This is a genomic window from Paraburkholderia sp. C35, assembly GCF_003121405.1.
GTDB lineage: Bacteria > Pseudomonadota > Gammaproteobacteria > Burkholderiales > Burkholderiaceae > Paraburkholderia.
Genome location: NZ_QBUY01000001.1, coordinates 193,355 through 209,897, shown reverse-complemented (window position 1 = coordinate 209,897; position 16,543 = coordinate 193,355). Strand labels below are relative to the sequence as shown.

At 58.8% G+C, this 16,543-nt stretch carries 16 protein-coding genes; 6 read left to right on the top strand and 10 right to left on the bottom strand.

Annotation, left to right across the window (positions count from 1 at the left end):
- Window positions 1-92 precede the first annotated feature (92 nt).
- The 3 genes from DK391_RS00950 (at window position 93) to DK391_RS00940 (ending at window position 4,148) form a co-directional block, all read left to right on the top strand.
- Window positions 93-2,165, top strand: a complete 2,073-nt coding sequence (locus DK391_RS00950) for a hypothetical protein (RefSeq protein WP_162600629.1) — start codon at window positions 93-95, stop codon at window positions 2,163-2,165.
- Window positions 2,166-2,178: 13 nt separating this feature from the next.
- The gene (locus DK391_RS00945; RefSeq protein ID WP_109476161.1) at window positions 2,179-2,604 is read left to right on the top strand and encodes a hypothetical protein; all 426 of its coding nucleotides are present in this window, start codon (window positions 2,179-2,181) and stop codon (window positions 2,602-2,604) included.
- A gap of 323 nt (window positions 2,605-2,927) precedes the next feature.
- Window positions 2,928-4,148, top strand: a complete 1,221-nt coding sequence (locus DK391_RS00940; protein ID WP_109476101.1) for a DUF2252 domain-containing protein — start codon at window positions 2,928-2,930, stop codon at window positions 4,146-4,148.
- Between the two features lie 6 nt (window positions 4,149-4,154).
- Here DK391_RS00940 and DK391_RS00935 read toward each other — a convergent pair whose 3' ends face one another.
- Together DK391_RS00935 and DK391_RS00930 are read right to left on the bottom strand one after the other, a co-directional pair.
- Window positions 4,155-4,310 carry a hypothetical protein gene (locus DK391_RS00935; protein ID WP_162600628.1) on the bottom strand — a complete coding sequence of 52 codons (156 nt, stop codon included), beginning with the start codon at window positions 4,308-4,310 and terminating at the stop codon, window positions 4,155-4,157.
- Window positions 4,311-4,372: 62 nt separating this feature from the next.
- Window positions 4,373-5,275, bottom strand: a complete 903-nt coding sequence (locus DK391_RS00930; RefSeq protein WP_109476099.1) for a LysR family transcriptional regulator — start codon at window positions 5,273-5,275, stop codon at window positions 4,373-4,375.
- A 172-nt stretch (window positions 5,276-5,447) separates the two neighbouring features.
- Between DK391_RS00930 and DK391_RS00925 the strand changes: the two genes are divergently transcribed.
- Both DK391_RS00925 and DK391_RS00920 read left to right on the top strand, forming a co-directional pair.
- Entirely contained in the window at window positions 5,448-6,242 is a 795-nt protein-coding gene (locus DK391_RS00925; RefSeq protein ID WP_109476098.1) for a glucose 1-dehydrogenase, read from the top strand.
- Between the two features lie 21 nt (window positions 6,243-6,263).
- Window positions 6,264-6,959, top strand: coding sequence for an NAD(P)-binding domain-containing protein (locus tag DK391_RS00920; RefSeq protein ID WP_109476097.1), 696 nt, complete (start codon window positions 6,264-6,266; stop codon window positions 6,957-6,959).
- Between the two features lie 43 nt (window positions 6,960-7,002).
- Here DK391_RS00920 and DK391_RS00915 read toward each other — a convergent pair whose 3' ends face one another.
- The 7 genes from DK391_RS00915 to DK391_RS00885 form a co-directional block, all read right to left on the bottom strand.
- On the bottom strand, window positions 7,003-7,458 hold the full coding sequence (locus tag DK391_RS00915) for a RidA family protein (protein ID WP_109476096.1): 456 nt from the start codon (window positions 7,456-7,458) through the stop codon (window positions 7,003-7,005).
- A gap of 79 nt (window positions 7,459-7,537) precedes the next feature.
- Window positions 7,538-8,065 carry a DUF302 domain-containing protein gene (locus DK391_RS00910; protein WP_239482649.1) on the bottom strand — a complete coding sequence of 176 codons (528 nt, stop codon included), beginning with the start codon at window positions 8,063-8,065 and terminating at the stop codon, window positions 7,538-7,540.
- A gap of 120 nt (window positions 8,066-8,185) precedes the next feature.
- Window positions 8,186-9,772 (bottom strand): cation acetate symporter, encoded by a 1,587-nt coding sequence (locus tag DK391_RS00905; protein WP_109476094.1) that lies wholly within the window; start codon window positions 9,770-9,772, stop codon window positions 8,186-8,188.
- The gene (locus tag DK391_RS00900; protein WP_109476093.1) at window positions 9,765-10,142 is read right to left on the bottom strand and encodes a DUF485 domain-containing protein; all 378 of its coding nucleotides are present in this window, start codon (window positions 10,140-10,142) and stop codon (window positions 9,765-9,767) included. Before DK391_RS00900 ends, DK391_RS00905 begins: the two co-directional genes overlap by 8 nt.
- 53 nt (window positions 10,143-10,195) lie before the next feature.
- The gene (fahA, locus tag DK391_RS00895; RefSeq protein ID WP_109476092.1) at window positions 10,196-11,518 is read right to left on the bottom strand and encodes a fumarylacetoacetase; all 1,323 of its coding nucleotides are present in this window, start codon (window positions 11,516-11,518) and stop codon (window positions 10,196-10,198) included.
- A gap of 57 nt (window positions 11,519-11,575) precedes the next feature.
- Window positions 11,576-12,805, bottom strand: a complete 1,230-nt coding sequence (locus DK391_RS00890) for a CoA transferase (RefSeq protein WP_109476091.1) — start codon at window positions 12,803-12,805, stop codon at window positions 11,576-11,578.
- Between the two features lie 2 nt (window positions 12,806-12,807).
- The gene (locus DK391_RS00885) at window positions 12,808-13,557 is read right to left on the bottom strand and encodes an enoyl-CoA hydratase/isomerase family protein (RefSeq protein ID WP_239482648.1); all 750 of its coding nucleotides are present in this window, start codon (window positions 13,555-13,557) and stop codon (window positions 12,808-12,810) included.
- Window positions 13,558-13,851: 294 nt separating this feature from the next.
- On the opposite strand from DK391_RS00885, the gene DK391_RS00880 reads away from it, so the two are divergent.
- On the top strand, window positions 13,852-15,039 hold the full coding sequence (locus tag DK391_RS00880) for an AraC family transcriptional regulator (RefSeq protein WP_239482656.1): 1,188 nt from the start codon (window positions 13,852-13,854) through the stop codon (window positions 15,037-15,039).
- Window positions 15,040-15,165: 126 nt separating this feature from the next.
- Here DK391_RS00880 and DK391_RS00875 read toward each other — a convergent pair whose 3' ends face one another.
- Window positions 15,166-16,509, bottom strand: coding sequence for an MFS transporter (locus DK391_RS00875; protein WP_109476088.1), 1,344 nt, complete (start codon window positions 16,507-16,509; stop codon window positions 15,166-15,168).
- Between the last annotated feature and the right edge of the window lie 34 nt (window positions 16,510-16,543).

Here is a 16,543-nt window from a genome sequence, read left to right as displayed (position 1 = left end):
GTGGCACACCTGACAGCAATGCCGGCTTCGTTCTCATCAAGCACTCGACCGAAACGGGCGACGGGCGTTCGATCACGTTCTATTCGCTCTACATGCATCTGCTCGAACTCGATGGATACACGGGGCTAGGCGTGCAGTTGAATACATTGCCCGAGTACCTGCGCACACCTACACCCGAGGACGGCCAGGCTGGCGGCGGAAAGAAGATCTACCGGAAGGACGTATTGGGGCTGCCCGGGCGCTGTCACGGGCAGATGCATGTCCACTTCGAAGTATTCATGCTGCCTGCCGACTTCAACGCGTATTTCGGCAGCACCCAGTTGGACAACAAGGGGCCCGCAACACCGACCGGCAAGGATTGCTGGGGGCATACCTACTACATCATTCCAGCGGATCAGACCTTCCTCGCGAAGCCGCCAGGCACGGACAGTCACAACAAGCTGCATGGTGTGCTATTCCAGCCGCTTCAAAGCGGAACTAATCAGGGTGGCGCGCTGCATGTCGAATCGTATTTTCACAAGGGCACGAAATACACGTCGACATGGCAGGTGGGAAGCGACGGGGTGCGCACGCTAATGACGCCGCAGCCAGTTAGCGAGTCTGGCTACGAATACAGCATGATTACGCGCGCAACACAACTTTATAAGGATGGCCCGAACGACGGCTATGAATTGCTGCGATTCGGGCGCATTCTCGCAGACCAGCCGGTGCTGGCCAGCGGCACAGCCAATACGCCCACTGGTGTTGCGCCTGACGTGGCGGGCAATCCGCATCCCATCAGCGCGCCTGGGCCGCGTACGACGTGGATGCGCGTGACGTTCGCGCAAGGGCAGGAGGGATATATCGACATCAACGCGGATAGCATCATCAAGCTATCGGATGCCGATTTTCCATTCTTTACCGGCTGGCAGAAGATCAGCGAAGGCAACACGCCCTTCAGCGACGACGGACTGTGCGACGTCGATCAACTAAAAAAGATCGTCGATGTGGCGCCGCAGGCAACCAATGCGAACGAGTCTGTCGATGACGATGCATTGAGCAGCTACGTCAAGGGACATGCTGCCATTCGCGAGCAGCTGCGCGGATTCATTTGTGAAGCGCCGACTGAATGGAACAGCGCACACAACGATGTCCGCTACGCGAAGCTCAACGAGCCCGATGGCTTTTATGGGAAGCAGAAGAGCACGAATCCCGACGGATATCACGACTTCGTGGAATTGCTGAAGAAATTCCAGTTCTGGGACAAGACGGGCTTGAGTGAAGACAAGCTATGGTTCTTCCATCCATTGCAGTTCATCCGCTATTTCAGGCGATGCGGCTGGTTGAGCGCGGATGAAATGGCGAGGTGCTTTCCGCCGAAATGGCTTTATCTGCAAGGAACCCAGTTCGCGCAATCGACGACGCGATGGAGCACCGCGAGAAGCCGTGCCGGTGAGTGGGTTTTGGCGTTCAACAAAGGTACCAGGAAATACGGTGTATCGGCCAGCCGACAGCGTTTAGCCCATTTTTTTGCGCACGTCGTGCCAGAAACGGACAGTCTTCACTACGTCAAGGAACTCGGCGGCGAGCATGCCTCGTACAACCCTTACTATGGTCGCGGCCTGATTCAGTTGACGCACCTGGAGAACTACAAGCCTTACGGCGAGTTTCGAAAATTTCCGACGGGTACTGCTGTTCCCGCTACGTTTTCCCAGCTTGGCTGGGACCCGAATGCGCTAATCGCTCGCAATAACGATGGTGATAGCAACAAGGAAAACTGTGTCGACAGTTCCTGCTTCTATGTGGCGAATCGGTCTGGCATGCTCCGTCACATGGACGCGGGTGTCACTCAGGATGACGCCGCCGCAGTCAGCAGGGATGTCAACGGCAACGTAAGCATTGAGAATCTGAATGGCTACGATGTCAGGTTGCAGGCCGTTCTCTATTTGCGGAATGCATTGCTCGACGATGTATTCTCAGGCAGTACGACTCCACTTACGTTCGTTTGGCGGCGCAATAGTGCGAAGGAACCTGTTCTTGACGCGCAAGGGCAACCGGTAGCGGTAACGGCCGGCAATCCACCGCATGTCGTCATGACGGGAAATCCGCCGCATCCGAAGATCAAGACAAAGTTCTATGCTACCCAACACACAATCGATGCTTTTTTGACACTGCAAAAACCTTGATTCCATGATATCTATGAAGGCACTAATTTCTACGGCCACTTTGCTTTTCGTTCCTTTGATCGCTCATGCGGAAATCAGTCACGACACGTTTTGCTTTGGTTCAGGCGGGGCGAAATCAACCAATTTCGAACTGCAGACGTATTCTGATTCGTCGAGCAAGTTGTCGTGGGGGTTCGTCAAGTATCAAAACTCCCGGCAAACCATCCCGTTGATACTGGCGGAATCAACATCGGAAACACTTGACAAGAATGCGCCTGATGAAATTACCACGACGTGGATCGAGGTCTACGGAAAGCAGGTCACGGGTGAATATCAAATGGTAAGTCAGGGAACGATGGTCCCGTCGATGGTTTATATCAACAGGAAAAGCGGCAAGAGAACTGCGTTTGGATTGAAGTCCGGCGCTGCGACTGACACAGGTAGTTGCGACTGGCAATGATTCCCGGTGCCTCCATTCTTCCCGGTGGCGCTCGTAAGGGACCGTTTGTCAAGTGTGGAACAACATCGGGGGACAACGACCGCAGTGGCTTTGAGTAATCAAGCGACCCGACAGTAAGTATGACCGCTGTACCTTTAAAAGCGGCCATCCTGACGTTTGGGGTGCGTATTGACTGCTGTGGGTCGAAAGTCCCCATCCCCTTACGCCGACATCCAGCGCAATCAACGAATTGACCACTGCACGTAAGCCATCTGCAAGTTCAAGGCACGTCCCCTGCTGACATTGTCTTCCGCTTATCTACTGCGCACTCGGAACGGAAAACAATGGCGAAGAACGACAAGTCAATCAAAGCCCCGTCGGAACCGCACGATCGCCAGACAGTGCTGACGGAGCAACGTCGCCTGAAAATGGCGCGGTCGCCGCACGCGTATGTGCGCGGCAACACCGAACAGTTCTACGAATGGGCCATCGAAACCAACGGCGATTCATTGCCGCACGGTCCCGCCATCTGGATCTGTGGAGATTGCCACACGGGCAATCTCGGTCCCGTGGCCAACGCGAATGGCGAAGTCGAGATACAGATTCGCGATCTCGATCAGACAGTGATCGGCAATCCGGCTCATGACCTCGTGCGCCTCGGTCTGTCGCTCGCGACGGCGGCGCGCGGCTCGTCGTTATCCGGGTTACACGTCGTTCGCATGATGGAAGCGCTGGCGGCGGGCTACGAATCCGCCTTTGCACACGGCGCGAAGGCGTCTGATCGTCTCGCTCGTCCCGAACCCGTGCACGTCGTGATGAAAGAAGCCGTGCGCCGTTCGTGGCAACACCTGGCGCGTGAGCGCATCGACGACCTGAAGCCCACAATTCCGCTCGGCAAGCGCTTCTGGCCGCTCACGAAGCGGGAGTGCAAGGAGATCGATGCGCTCTTTCGCGACGAGGCGATTGCCAGCCTGCCGACGTCACTGAAAGGCCGGCGCGACGCGGGCGACGTCGAGGTGCTCGACGCAGCGTACTGGGTCAAGGGATGCAGTTCGCTCGGACGTCTGCGCTACGCGGTTCTGCTCGACGTCGATGGCGGCGTGGTCGAAGGGGACGATCTGTGTCTGATGGACATCAAGGAAGGCGTGAAGGCGGCCGCGCCACGCTATGAAAACGTGACGATGCCGCGTGACAACGCGCAACGAGTGGTGGAAGGCGCACGGCATCTTTCGCCGTTTCTGGGCGAGCGCATGCGCGCGGCGCGTTTGCTGGATCGTGCCGTGGTGATTCGTGAACTGCTGCCACAGGATCTGAAACTGGAGATCGATCAGCTCGACAAGGACGATTCGATGAAGGTATCGCACTATCTTGCCGCGGTTGTCGGACGGGCGCACGCGCGGCAGATGGACAAGGCGACGCGCAAAGGCTGGCTTGGTGAATTGCGGCGCAACCGTTCGAAGACCATCGACGCCCCGCTCTGGCTCTGGAACAGCATCGTGCAACTCGTGAGCAGCCACGAAGCCGGCTATCTCGAGCATTGCCGGCGCTATGCAACAGGGCGTTAGGTCAGGTCAATGCGCGCTTGCGGCAGTCGCGGCCGGATAGAGCGTTTCGATCGCGCGCTCGAAGGTGGCGCGCGAGAACGGACCCAGATGCGCGGCCAGCAAGGTTCCGTCGGCGGAATAAAACAGCGTGGTCGAAAAGTCGAATGGCAGTTTAGGGTTCATGCCTGCGATGTCGATGACGGAATGCTGCACGCAGTCCGGACATGGACATTCACCCATCTCCATCAATTCCTGCAAGCTGTCAACGCAAGTGCTTTGACCAACGCGTCAAAGACCAACCGCACACGCCTCGGGACGGGACCGCGCTGCGGCCGGTAGACATAGAGATTCCACGGGTCGGGATCGCTGCGCGGTAGCACCCGTACGAGCCGGCCGTCCGCCAGTGCCTCGCGCACGAGGTACTCCGAACATTGGCTGATACCGCGCGCCGCTATGCAGCCGAGCACTTCAACCTCGGGATCGTCGGTGACGAGCGCCGGCAGCGGCGGGACAAGCTGGCGATTGTGACGAAACGTCCATGGCCACGCACGGCCGGTGCTGCGCTCGATCAGCGCGGTCAGCGGCATGCCGAGCAAAGCGTCGACGTTCTTCGGCACACCGGTCGTATCGAGCAGTCGCGGTGCTGCGACAGTGTGAATCGGCAGCGCGCCGACGCGCCGCGCGATGAAGCGGCCATCCGTAATGAAGCCGGCGCGCACGCCTATGTCGATCTGCTCGTCGACGACGGACGACAGCGTGTCCGACAGGCGCATGTCGATGACGATGCCAGGATGCTCTTCCATCAAGTGCGTCAGCACCGGGGCGATATAACGTCTGCCGAGTCCGCCCGGGGCGGTGACGCGGACTATGCCGCTGGTTGAACTCTTCTGATCGCTGCTCACTTCGAACAGATCATCGACGGACTGCAGGAGCGCGTGCGCACGCACGGCAAACGCCTTCCCGAAAGTCGTGATGCGTACGCTGCGCGTGCTGCGATGAAACAGCGTTTCGCCGAGCCGTTCTTCGAGTTGCTGGATCGCACGCGTGACGACCTGGGGCGACGTGCCGAGGCGGGCCGCCGTCTCGCGGAAACTGTCCGACTGCGCCGCCGCTGTGAAGATGCGGATGAGTTCGATCTGGTTGTCCATGGTATGGGGTTCTGTCCGTCGATGCCGTCGGTGCATCTTAGCGCAGCGGAGCAATAGCACAATTGTTCCCCGAGAGGGAATTTTGAATGCCCCGTCAGGCCATTCTCTTCGACGTCGCTGCTGCCCATAATTCATTGCATGCGGCCAAGCCGCGACTCAACTGGAGAACATCATGAACACATCCGATACTACGAAAAATGGCAGCCATTTCCGTCAACTGGAAGGGAAGGTCGCGCTTGTCACGGGCGCGAGTTCCGGCATTGGCAAGGCGACGGCGATCCTGCTCGCACAACGAGGTGCGAAAGTGGTTGCGACGGCGCGACGTCAAACGGAACTGGATGAAGTCGTGGCCGCGATCACTGCGGCAGGCGGCGAAGCGACCTCGCTCGTCGTCGATGTGACGAAAGAGGAGGAGATCGCCGCGATGGTGCGGCTCGCGGTCGATACATACGGCAAGCTCGACATCGCGTTCAATAATGCAGGCACGGAAGGCGTGTTCGCGCCGCTCGTGGAACAGAATAATGAACGCTTCGACATGGTGTTCGAACCCAACGTGCGTGGCGTGTTCAACAGCATGAAATATGAAGCCGAAGTCATGCTGAAGCAGGGTTTTGGCAGCATTATTAACAATGCGTCGATGGGTGGAGTCATCGGGTTCGAAAACGCGTCGCTCTATATCGGCACAAAACATGCTGTGATCGGAATCACGAAGACGGCATCGATCGAATGGTTCAAACGCGGCGTGCGTGTCAACGCGCTGTGTCCCGGGCTGATCGAGACGCCGTTTCATCATCGCGGCATCTGGCCGTCGGTCGAAGCGCAGCATGCATTCGCCGCCGGTACGCCGGCGGGACGCTTCGGTTCCGCAGAGGAAATGGCGACGGTCGTCGCGTTCCTCGCATCCGATGACGCGTCTTATGTGTCCGGTCACGCGCTGCTTGCGGACGCTGGCTATTCCGTCGCCTGAAGAAACGTTTGAGAGGTCGTTATGAATATCAGCATTATCGGAGCCGGAAACATCGGCAAAGTACTCGCACGCCGTTTCGTTGAAAACGGGCATGCCGTACGAGTCGCGAACTCGCGCGGAGCGGCATCGTTGTCGGAGATTGCGAAGGAAACGGGCGCAATGGCAAGCGACGTGCAGGATATCGTCAGAGACGCGGACGTGATCGTCGTGACGATTCCGCAAGCCAGAGTGACGGATTTGCCGAAAGGTTTGTTCGAGGGAGCAAAGCCGTCGGCTGTCGTCGTGGACACGGGAAACTATTACCCTCGTCAACGCGATGGGCGCATCGACGGCATCGAGAAGGGCGCGACCGAAAGCCAATGGGTCGAGGCAGAGATTGGTCACGCCGTCGTCAAGGCTTTCAACAATATTTACGCATCGCACCTCGAAGGGATGGGCAAGCCTGCCGGCACACAGGGCCGCATCGCGCTGCCCGTAGCAGGCGATGATCCAAAGGCGAAGGAAGTCGTATTCAAACTCGTCGATCAGATCGGCTTCGATCCCGTCGATGCGGGTACGATCGCTGACTCATGGAGGCAGCAGCCCGGCTCGCCTGTCTATACCGGCGATTTCGATGTGCAAGGCGTGAAGGACGCGCTGGAGCGCGCGACGAGTGAGCGCACCGAAGCCTGGAAGGCGACGCCTACGAGTCCTGGCACGTTTGAACGTCCGGCGTGAGGCGATGCCTGGATGGGTACTCCCGTGTCTGATCGGCCCATCTTTATTGTTTCAACTCGAAGATGCTGTCGATCTCGACCGGGATGCCCATCGGCAAGGTATAGACACCGAGCGCACTTCGAGCCGGAAGCTTGTCCTGCCCAAACAAGCTTAGCAAGACGTCACTGGCGCCATTGGCTACTTGGGGGTGCTGGGTGAACGACTGTTCAGCACGCACATAGACTGTCAGTCGGCTGCATCTTTCGATGTTGTCGAGACCGCATGCCTGATCGACGCATGCCAGGATCATCAGCATCGTCAGACGCGCCGCGTGCAGAGCCCTTTCGAGAGACACATCGTCACCGACTATTCCGACGATTGGCTTGTTATCTTCGAAGGGCCCGAGGCCGGAGACATAGAGTTGATTCCCCGAAATGGAGACCGTTCGATACGAGCCGAGCGGGTCGATGGGCGGCGGCAATGTGAGGCCCGCTCGTGCAAGGCGTTCGGATATATTCATGTTCGGCTAAGAGTGATGACAGGAACAAAACACAAAGCAGGAGCGGGTTTGATAGCGCTGTCCGCCAGCGCTTGCGTTTCTATTGCAGTACCGCAGCACAAAGCTTGGCCAGCCGATCGTCGAGTGAACGGCCCTGAACGTCGATCTGGGCGCTGTGGAACTGGCTGAGTTGGGTCGACGGCTTATCGTACTCGATTGTCGTGCCGCCCTGTGCGTTCTCGTAGACCATGATGCGCAACGGTGCGTACAGTCCCGCCGCCATATTGACGCTGGTCATTTCAGTCGCAGTGAGAATGTTGCCGGTGAAATACTCGGTACCGTTTTTGCGCTGTCCTTTCAACGTGAGCCAGTCGCCATGCGGCCCGATGTAGTGAATCACCAGCCCGTCATTGCCAGCGGCTTTTTGAAGGGCAGTGCGCAATTCGTCGACCTTGTCCTGCTTCAGCAGAGTGCGGATGTGATCGTCGAGTCGCCCAAGACGGCTCTCGAGATCCTGTTTAACGAGCGCGTAAGGCTTGCTGGACGAAACGGTCACATGATCGATAATCGTCTTTGTTTCCGATACCTCGACGGTCGCTGCCGTCGCGGGCGCACAGAACGCGCTCACGCTGATCGCTGCAAAGGCTGCCGTGGACAGGGCAAAGCGTGAAGCGGTAGTACATAAGCGAATCACTGGGTGTCTCCTTGTTGGATCGATGGATCGATAGTTGGGTTGAAGTTTCTCGCGTCAGTGCTTCGACGCTGCCTCCGCTCCAAGGCCGCTTAGCATGCGAAGTTGCTGCGCATCGAAGGACGCGTCGCCAATGTGTCGACGTGTCGTGACCGATCCGATCCAGCCCGCGATAAAACCCACGGGAATGCTGAAGAGACCGGGATTCGAGAGCCAGAACGGCGGCGTGGCGTCCTTGAAGATGATGCCTTTCGCTCCGATGACGGCCGGTCCCAGAAGCACGAGGCCAATCGAAGAAAGCGTGCCGGCGATGACTGCGGCTACTGCGCCTCGATCCGTAAACCGCCGCCAGTACATCGAGAAGAGAATCACGGGCAGGTTTGCGCTCGCCGCGATGGCAAACGCGAGTCCGACGAGAAACGCGACGTTGAAGCTCTTCACGAGCAACGCCAATCCCATCGCAGCGATACCGAAGACTATCGTGGCGATCTTCGCGATCACGACCTGCAGACGTTCCTTGTCGCGCGAAGCCGGGAACAGATGACCGAAAATGTCATGAGAGATGGTCGAAGCCGAGGAGATCATGATCCCCGACACGACGGCAAGAATGGTCGCGAATGCAATTGCCGAAACGCAAGCGAGCAGCAGTTCGCCGCCGATCGAACCCGCACCGCCGCCAAGCGTCGTGGCGAGCAACGTGATGGCGCTGTTGCCGGAGCTGTGCGTCGCGAGAATCGCCGCCGGTCCGACGATCGCAGTGGCCGAAAATCCGAGCAGGATCATCATGAACGCAAAGGACGTCATCACGATCAGGCCGATTTTCGCCGACTGTCTCGCCGCGACAGCGGACGGCACCGTGTAGAAGCGGGTCATGACGTGCGGCAGGCCGGCTGTGCCCAACGCGAGCGCGAGCGTGAGCGACAACGTATCTAGCGGGTCCTTGAAGTAGCCACCGGGCACCAGGTACTGCGCAGGATGCAACGACGACAGGCGTGCCTTGTTGAACAGGGCGCCAACGTCGAAGGAGAAATGCACCAGAGCAAGCACCACGAGCACCGCGCCCGCAGTCCAGACGAGGATGGCCTTGACGATCTGCACGTACGTCGCGGCCACCATCCCGCCCAACAGCACATACGCGATCATGAGTACGCCGATCAGCACGATCGCGGCGTCGGGTCCGATCGGCAATAGCAGACTGGCCAGCGCGCCAGCGCCGACGAGTTGCGCGAGCAGATAGGCTAACGAAATGATCAATGAAGAGCCCGACGTCGCCGCCCTCACGCCACGGCTGCGCAAACGAAGTGCGACGACATCCGAGAGCGTGTACTTTCCGCAGTTTCTCACTGGCTCGGCGACGATCAGCATGATCATGATCCAGCCTGCGATAAAGCCGACCTGATAGACGACGCCATCGAATCCGAACAGTGAAACAAGGCCCGTCACGCCAAGGAACGAACCTGCGGACATGAAGTCTCCCGCCAGCGCGAGGCCGTTCTGGGTAGGTGACAGATTGCGTCCTGCCACGAAAAATCCGGAGGTTCCGCGCGATCGGCGTGTGCTCCAGCCGGTCAGAAGAAGGCTGAGTCCGATAAACCCCACGAAGGCGATGATTCTGAGTCCGCCATGATTGATCAGGTTATTCATGTCGATCACCGTCCGGTTGTTGTGCAGACGCGCTGCGAAGCAGGTCGGCCGCTCTCGGGTCGTAGGCCCGTTCGGCCCAGGCGCAGTAGCCCCAGAAGGTAGCGATCGTGAGCGCGAACTGAACGACCACCGCGAGCAGTCCCAGGTTGAGTTCGCCGTAGACGGATAACGACATCGCGCCAGGAAACTCCAGCACGGCGATCAACAGCCCAAAGTAGATCCCCAGTGAGATGTAGAGCAACGGCCATACGAAGTGATTGCGAAACTTTGCGAGCGCCTGTGTCTTCTCGGCGAGGGACGTGCCGGATGATCCGGCTTTCGTCACGTTTTGCCGCTCGAACTCGGCGTTAATTGATTCCATCGATTGCATATCGGGTCTCCTCCGTTCTAGGCTTTCTTGACAGTCTTGTGTCGCAGTCGTCGCTAGCACTTTGCGGGCAACACTTCGCCACGGCTCTCTCCAAAGCCGATTCGGGCAAAGCCCGCTTTCTCGCAGTAGCCGCGCAGAATAATGGCGTCGCCATCCTCCACGTAGCTGCGCTGTTCGCCCGTACCTAGCGTGACGGGTTCGCTTGCGTTACTGGCAAGTTCCATCAACGCGCCTGCCTCCGATCTTTCCGGGCCTGAAATGGTGCCGCTGCCAAGTAGATCTCCCGGTCGCAGATTGCAGCCGCCTATGGCGTGATGCGCGACCATCTGCGCGATGCTCCAGTACTGATGCCTGAAACTCGTGTGTGAGAGTTGCGTCGCCGGAAGATTCGCGGCTCGATGATGAGCAGTCTCCATGTAGACCTCCAACTGGATATCGATGGCGCCCGTCGTGCTGTTATGGTCCGAATCCAGATAAGGCAGCGGCTTGCCATCCGCGTCCGGGCGAGACAGGGGAAGCCTGAAGGGCGCCAGTGCCTCCATCGTCACGATCCACGGCGAGATCGTGGTGGCAAAGTTCTTTGCCAGAAACGGTCCTAATGGCTGCATCTCCCACGCCTGGATATCGCGTGCGGACCAGTCGTTGAGCAGACACAGTCCGAATACATGGCTGTCGGCCTGATCGAGATGGATCGGTTCGCCAGCCGCATTGCCTTGTCCAACGTAGATGCCGAGTTCGAGTTCGTAATCCAGCTTGCGCGATGGCGAGAAGATCGGCGCCTCTTCACCTGGAAGCATGATTTGACCCATCGGGCGATGGAATCGCTGGCCACTTGTTGCGATGCTCGAAACCCGGCCGTGATACGCGATGGGTATCGACTTGAAGTTGGGGCTGACACCGTTCAAGCCGAGGAGCTTGCTGATATTGGTCGCGTGATGAATCGAGGTGTAGAAGTCCGTGTAGTCACCGATCTGCGCAGGCAGGGTGTATTCCACTTCCGCTTGCGGGATCAACGATGCGTCGATTGCCGCACGATCCCTGGAAGAGGCACGCTCATGAAGTGCAGCGAACAGCGCATGGCGCAATGCGCGCCATGCGGAAGGGCCCATCGAGAAAAACGCATTGAGCACGGGCTGCGCGCATGCTCGCGCGGCCTCGCCCGCCATTCCTTCCAGACCGGCACGAGACGCCCATGCAGCGATGTCGACGACCTGATCGCCGATGGCGACCGCGCCTCGAAACGTCTTATCGGCATCTCTTCTGCGGAAAACCGAAAACGGCAGGTTCTGAATGGGGAAATCGCCTGCTTCTGCATTGGCTGAGTCGACCCAACTGCGTGCAGCGGGATCATGAGTCTGATTCAGTGTGTGTTGCATGTTCGTCTCGATTCATTCGTAGTCAGGCGCGAGCCGCGCGCATCAAGGCATCGACATTCAGTCGAACGGGCGCGTGGGGCCCGGGCGGCTGAGAAGTATTCCGCGCTCCTGCAAATCGCGGATGAACGCGGCGCTGAGCTGGCGCTCGGCAAGCACCTCGGCGTTATGCTCGCCCTGGAAAGCGGGGCTGCCCGGCTGCGGCAGTTCTGACTGGCTGAAATGCCAGGGCGCGCCGGGCATGCGTGTCGTGCCGCCCGATCTGTCGTCGACATCGACTAACGCACCCCATTCCTGCACCCACTCGGATTCGGCGAACTCATTGACGCTGCGGACCACGCCGATCGCCAGTCCCGCTTCGCTGACCTGCGTCTGCAGAAGGTCGAGAGCGTTGCACGTGAGAATCCACGCGCGAACTTCGGTCAGCAAATCTGCAATGTTCTGCCGCCGCAACAGCGCGGTGCCAAAGCGAGGATCGCTCAGCAGATCGTTGCGGCGCATCATCGCGCAGTAACGCGCGAACATCGGCGTGTAGATCGGGCTGCCTGCGATAGTGAGCTGGCGTCCGTCGGGCAGATCGAAGATGTGCGAATCGGGTGCCGAAAGAATGATCGGCTCGCCGTCGGTGTCGATTTCCGACAGTTGCGCGCCTACGCGTTCGTTCACCGACAACATGGTGGCCGCCATCGACACATCGACGTGTTGCCCTTCGCCTGTTCGCGCGCGATGCGCAAGCGCGGCCAGGATGCCGATGACGCCGTGAAGTCCCGTGTACATGTCGGCGTGGCTGCATGCGTCGTTGCGGACTTCCGTCAGCGCATCGCCGAAATGATGCTGGACGATGTCCGTCAGTCCCGACTCCGCCTGCACCGTCGGCGCGAACGCAGGCCGGTTGCGCCATGAGGTCGATTGCCCATAGCCACTCAACGACGCGTAGATCACGGACGGATTGAACGCGCGCACCTGCTCGTAGCCGAGTCCAAAACGGTCGAGCGTTCCTGGCCGAAAATTTTCGACGATGATGTCGGCGTCGCGACACATGTCGATCATGATTGCGCGAGCCTCTGGAAAGTTGAGAGCGAGGCTCACGTTGCGCTTGCCGGCGTTCTGCTGCACGTAATACAGCGACATGTCGCCGATATGCGGCATGCTCACGCGACCAATATCGCCGGAAGGCGGTTCGATCTTGGTCACAGTGGCGCCGAGATCGAGGAGTGTTTTGGTGCAATGCGGTCCGGCCAGCACGCGCGTGAAATCGATCACACGAATACCTTCGAGCGGTGCTGACATGATCAGTCTCCCTTGAATTCGGCAGTGGCGGGCCCCGTCGCAAAGAACGAGGCGAAACCGCGTTCGCGATCGCCCGTCTTCCAGATCATGTTGTTGAGGTTGATCTGTTCCAGGTCAGCGCTGCGCACGCCGCCATTGGCCGCGAGATTGGCCTGCTGCTTGATGCCGTTGAGGACTTTGGTCGGGCCTGCCGCCAGTTGGCGGGCGAACGACAGGGCCGCTGTCTGGAGTTCCGCTTCGGGCACGACATGATTGATGATGCCCCAGCGTTCGAATGACTCCGCCGAATGCCGTCGCCCGATCAACGCGATTTCCTTGGCGCGCACGACACCTGCTCGCTGAACGAGTCGTTGTGTGCCGCCGAGCAGCGGGATCAGGCCCACGATGTTCTCGACCTGACCAAAGTAGGCCGTGTCCGCGGCCACGATCATGTCGCAGGTGAGCGCCAGCTCGAGCCCGCCGCCCAGCGCGGCGCCGTGAACGGCGGCGACGGTCGGAACGGGGGCGTTCTCCAGCACGTCGAGGAATTCGAGGAATTGATCGGCGTTGTGCTGGATCATCGTTTCGCCATTCGTGAAGGAACGCATCTCTGCGCCGGCGGAAAAGTGCCGCATGTCACTCTTGAGGATGATCGCGCGGGCGCCATCGGCGACGACACAGCGATATGCGGCCAGCAGATCCGCGATCATCGCGTCGTCGATCAGGTTATGCGGTGGCTTGGCGAGCGAAACGATTCCGACGGCGCCGTCCATCTCAATCTTTACTGTGGTCATGGTTCTCTCTGCAATGTGCGATAAGTCATGTGCTTCAGTCAGGTCATGCCGCGCTGCGGGAGCGGAGGGGGTCGAGCAGGCGAGCCTGTCACTGACGTGTGCTGCGAATGCCGCCAACGGAAATCATCGGACGTGTTGCATCGCCGCATGGGGCGAATCGCGCCAATTTTCGACTTCGGATAAGCGTGGATGGGGGGATGTCGAACGCGTCAGGGCGGAGGTAATTGAGGGCTTCAAGGCTTGTCTCCATCTATTTTCCGGCGTGTGCCGTTGATGGTTACTATCTCAGCGAGCCCTTTTGGCGGCAACGTTCAACCCTGCCAATTGACGCGTCAAAGTGTGCCAACCGCGCTCGACGAAGTTCGGGAAAATATGCGAGCATTGTTCGCAACTGGAGCGAGACATATCGTGCGTCCCCCGAAAATCATTACGCCGTTGCATCCGGATCTCGATGCGCCGACTCAAAGTCTTCTTGGCCTGGCCGCGCTTGCCGCAGAACTGGCCGCAGAGGGCGTGTCCGTCAACAAACTGTTCGCGCACACGGGTGTCCATGCGAACCAGTTGGAGGATTCGCAGGCAAGAATTTCGCATCGCCAGCGTCTCGCCATTTATCGAAACGCCCAACGGCTCGCAACACGAGCAGATGTCGGCTTGCTTGCGGGGGCGCGTCAGAGGATCAGTGACTTTGGCATATACGGCTATGCGATGGTCAGCAGTACGACCTTTGGAGACGCCCTCAAATTCAGCGTCGAGAATGTCCGGATGGCCGGCGCGGTCTTGCAGATCCGCTATTCAACAGAAGGCGATACGGCCATTCTGAGCAGTCACGGACTCGCATCGCTGGGTGACATGCTGCCGTTTGTCGCCGAATTCTGGCGAAGCTCGATGACGGTATTGTTCAGCCGGGTGCTGGAAGCGCCTTTCCCTTCGAAGCGGATGGTCATGGCATATCCTGCGCCGCCACACTGGCGAAATTACGAAAGGATGTTCGCCTGTCCCGTTGAGTTCGGCGCAGACACGATGGAGTGGCATTTCGACGTGCATGTACTGGATCGTCCGTGTCCCAATGCGAATCCCATTACTGCGCAAATCTGCCAGCAGCTTTGCGATCGCATTCTCGAAGAACGGGATGGCATTCCCGAATTGCCGAGGCAGATCCGCATGGCCTGCCTGAACGCGCCAGGCGTGTTCCCATCCGCAGAGAAAATGGCTGCACAGCTCGGCATGTCACTGCGAACCTTGCATCGACGGCTGGCCGACGATAACTACTCGTATCAGACCTTGTTGAACGATGTTCGCCGGTCGCTTGCCATCGAGTTTCTGGAAAATACGCGGCTTCCCATTGATCAGGTCGCCGAGCGCATCGGGTTTTCGGACGCAGCGAGCTTTCGCCGGTCCTTCAAGAAATGGACTGGAAACTCACCTGGCGTGTATCGGAAGGGCGTGGACAAGGATGCGTGAGGAGCGTTGTATCGGATGAGTGCTTTTTTAGTGCCCGTCCGTTCCATCGGCATCGAAATGAAGTTGCAGATGCAAGCAACGCACCCGTAGCCAGTGCTCCGGGCGCGTGCGGGATGCCTGTTCCTGTCAGGCCTGGTCGTTGTTCAGCATGCTCTTCGGAATCGAGAGGATGAGCACGCAGCTGATGAGCAGGCGGGCCCCGAGTGCGTAAGTGCCATTGTTGATATTGCCCGTCATGTCCTTGGCTACGCTTGTAATCATCGAACCTGTGTAGCCGGAAAGGTTGCCGACGGAGTTGATGAGAGCAATGCCTGCCGCGGCTGCCGTGCCCGAAAGAATCTGACCCGGAAAGGTCCAGAAGATTGGCATCAGACCGAGGATTGCGCAGGTGGCAATCGTCAGGAAGAGGATAGACAGGGGCACATTGTTCGCGAAGGGGGCGCTGAGGATCAGGCCATTGCCACCGATGCACGCGGGAATGGCTGCGTGCAACCGGCGCTCGCCTGTCTTGCGCGAGTGGCGCGCATTCCAGATCATCGCGACCACAGCGCTCAGATACGGAATGGCCGTCAGCAAGCCGATATTGAATGTGCTCTTGACACCGGAGGCCTTGATAATCGACGGCAGCCAGAACGCGAGACCATAGAAGCCCGTGTTGAACGTGAGCAGAATGAAGGTCAACAGCCACACACGCGGACTCTTGAGTGCTGCGCGAATGCTGTGAGTTTTCTTTGCGCTTTCCTGTTCGAGGTTCTTCTGGAGCAGTGCTTTCTCGGCTGCCGTCAGCCATGTTGCCGACTGGATACCGTCGCCCATGCGGAAAAGTACGAGGAACGCGACGAGGATCGATGGAATGCCCTCGACCAGCAGCATCCATTGCCAACCGTCCATGCCGAACGCGCCGTGTGTGTTTTCCATCAGCCAGCCAGAGATCACACCGCCCAGCGTCAGGCTCACTGGAATAGCGATCAGGAATCCAGACATGGCGATACTCTGGCGCCGCGCGGGGAACCAGTAATTCATGTAAAGGATGATGCCGGGGAAGAAGCCTGCCTCACAGACACCCAGCAGGAAGCGCAGGATGTAGAACATCGTGGACGTTTGCACATGAAAGAAGCTGGCAAGCGGTGCGATGAAAGCGAGAGAAGAAGAAACGATGCCCCACGACACCATGATGCGTGCGATCCAGAAACGAGCGCCATAGCGATGTAGAAGCAGATTGCTGGGCATTTCGAACAGGAAATAGCCCCAGAAGAAGATGCTTGCGCCGACGGCGTACACGGCGTCGCTCAGCCCCAGTGAATCGAGCATCTGCAATTTCGCGAAGCCGACGTTCACGCGATCGAGGTAAGCCACCACATAACACAGCAGCAGAAGGGGAAGAATGCGCTTCAGAACCTTGCGGTATAGCTGTTCTTCAGTTTCATTGACCGTAGCGGGCGACGCTGCGGTCTGAGCGATTGTCGGCATTGGAATGTCTCCGTTTTTCATTTCTTGAGCGCTA

Excerpts from the sequence above, each read along its gene's own strand:
- DK391_RS00950 (WP_162600629.1), top strand. The coding sequence starts at position 93 with ATGCATCTGCTCGAACTCGATGGATACACGGGGCTAGGCGTGCAGTTG.
- DK391_RS00945 (WP_109476161.1), top strand. The coding sequence starts at position 2,179 with ATGAAGGCACTAATTTCTACGGCCACTTTGCTTTTCGTTCCTTTGATC.
- DK391_RS00940 (WP_109476101.1), top strand. The coding sequence starts at position 2,928 with ATGGCGAAGAACGACAAGTCAATCAAAGCCCCGTCGGAACCGCACGAT.
- DK391_RS00935 (WP_162600628.1), bottom strand. The coding sequence starts at position 4,310 with ATGAACCCTAAACTGCCATTCGACTTTTCGACCACGCTGTTTTATTCC.
- DK391_RS00930 (WP_109476099.1), bottom strand. The coding sequence starts at position 5,275 with ATGGACAACCAGATCGAACTCATCCGCATCTTCACAGCGGCGGCGCAG.
- DK391_RS00925 (WP_109476098.1), top strand. The coding sequence starts at position 5,448 with ATGAACACATCCGATACTACGAAAAATGGCAGCCATTTCCGTCAACTG.
- DK391_RS00920 (WP_109476097.1), top strand. The coding sequence starts at position 6,264 with ATGAATATCAGCATTATCGGAGCCGGAAACATCGGCAAAGTACTCGCA.
- DK391_RS00915 (WP_109476096.1), bottom strand. The coding sequence starts at position 7,458 with ATGAATATATCCGAACGCCTTGCACGAGCGGGCCTCACATTGCCGCCG.
- DK391_RS00905 (WP_109476094.1), bottom strand. The coding sequence starts at position 9,772 with ATGAATAACCTGATCAATCATGGCGGACTCAGAATCATCGCCTTCGTG.
- DK391_RS00900 (WP_109476093.1), bottom strand. The coding sequence starts at position 10,142 with ATGCAATCGATGGAATCAATTAACGCCGAGTTCGAGCGGCAAAACGTG.
- fahA (WP_109476092.1), bottom strand. The coding sequence starts at position 11,518 with ATGCAACACACACTGAATCAGACTCATGATCCCGCTGCACGCAGTTGG.
- DK391_RS00890 (WP_109476091.1), bottom strand. The coding sequence starts at position 12,805 with ATGTCAGCACCGCTCGAAGGTATTCGTGTGATCGATTTCACGCGCGTG.
- DK391_RS00885 (WP_239482648.1), bottom strand. The coding sequence starts at position 13,557 with ATGGACGGCGCCGTCGGAATCGTTTCGCTCGCCAAGCCACCGCATAAC.
- DK391_RS00880 (WP_239482656.1), top strand. The coding sequence starts at position 13,852 with ATGGTTACTATCTCAGCGAGCCCTTTTGGCGGCAACGTTCAACCCTGC.
- DK391_RS00875 (WP_109476088.1), bottom strand. The coding sequence starts at position 16,509 with ATGCCGACAATCGCTCAGACCGCAGCGTCGCCCGCTACGGTCAATGAA.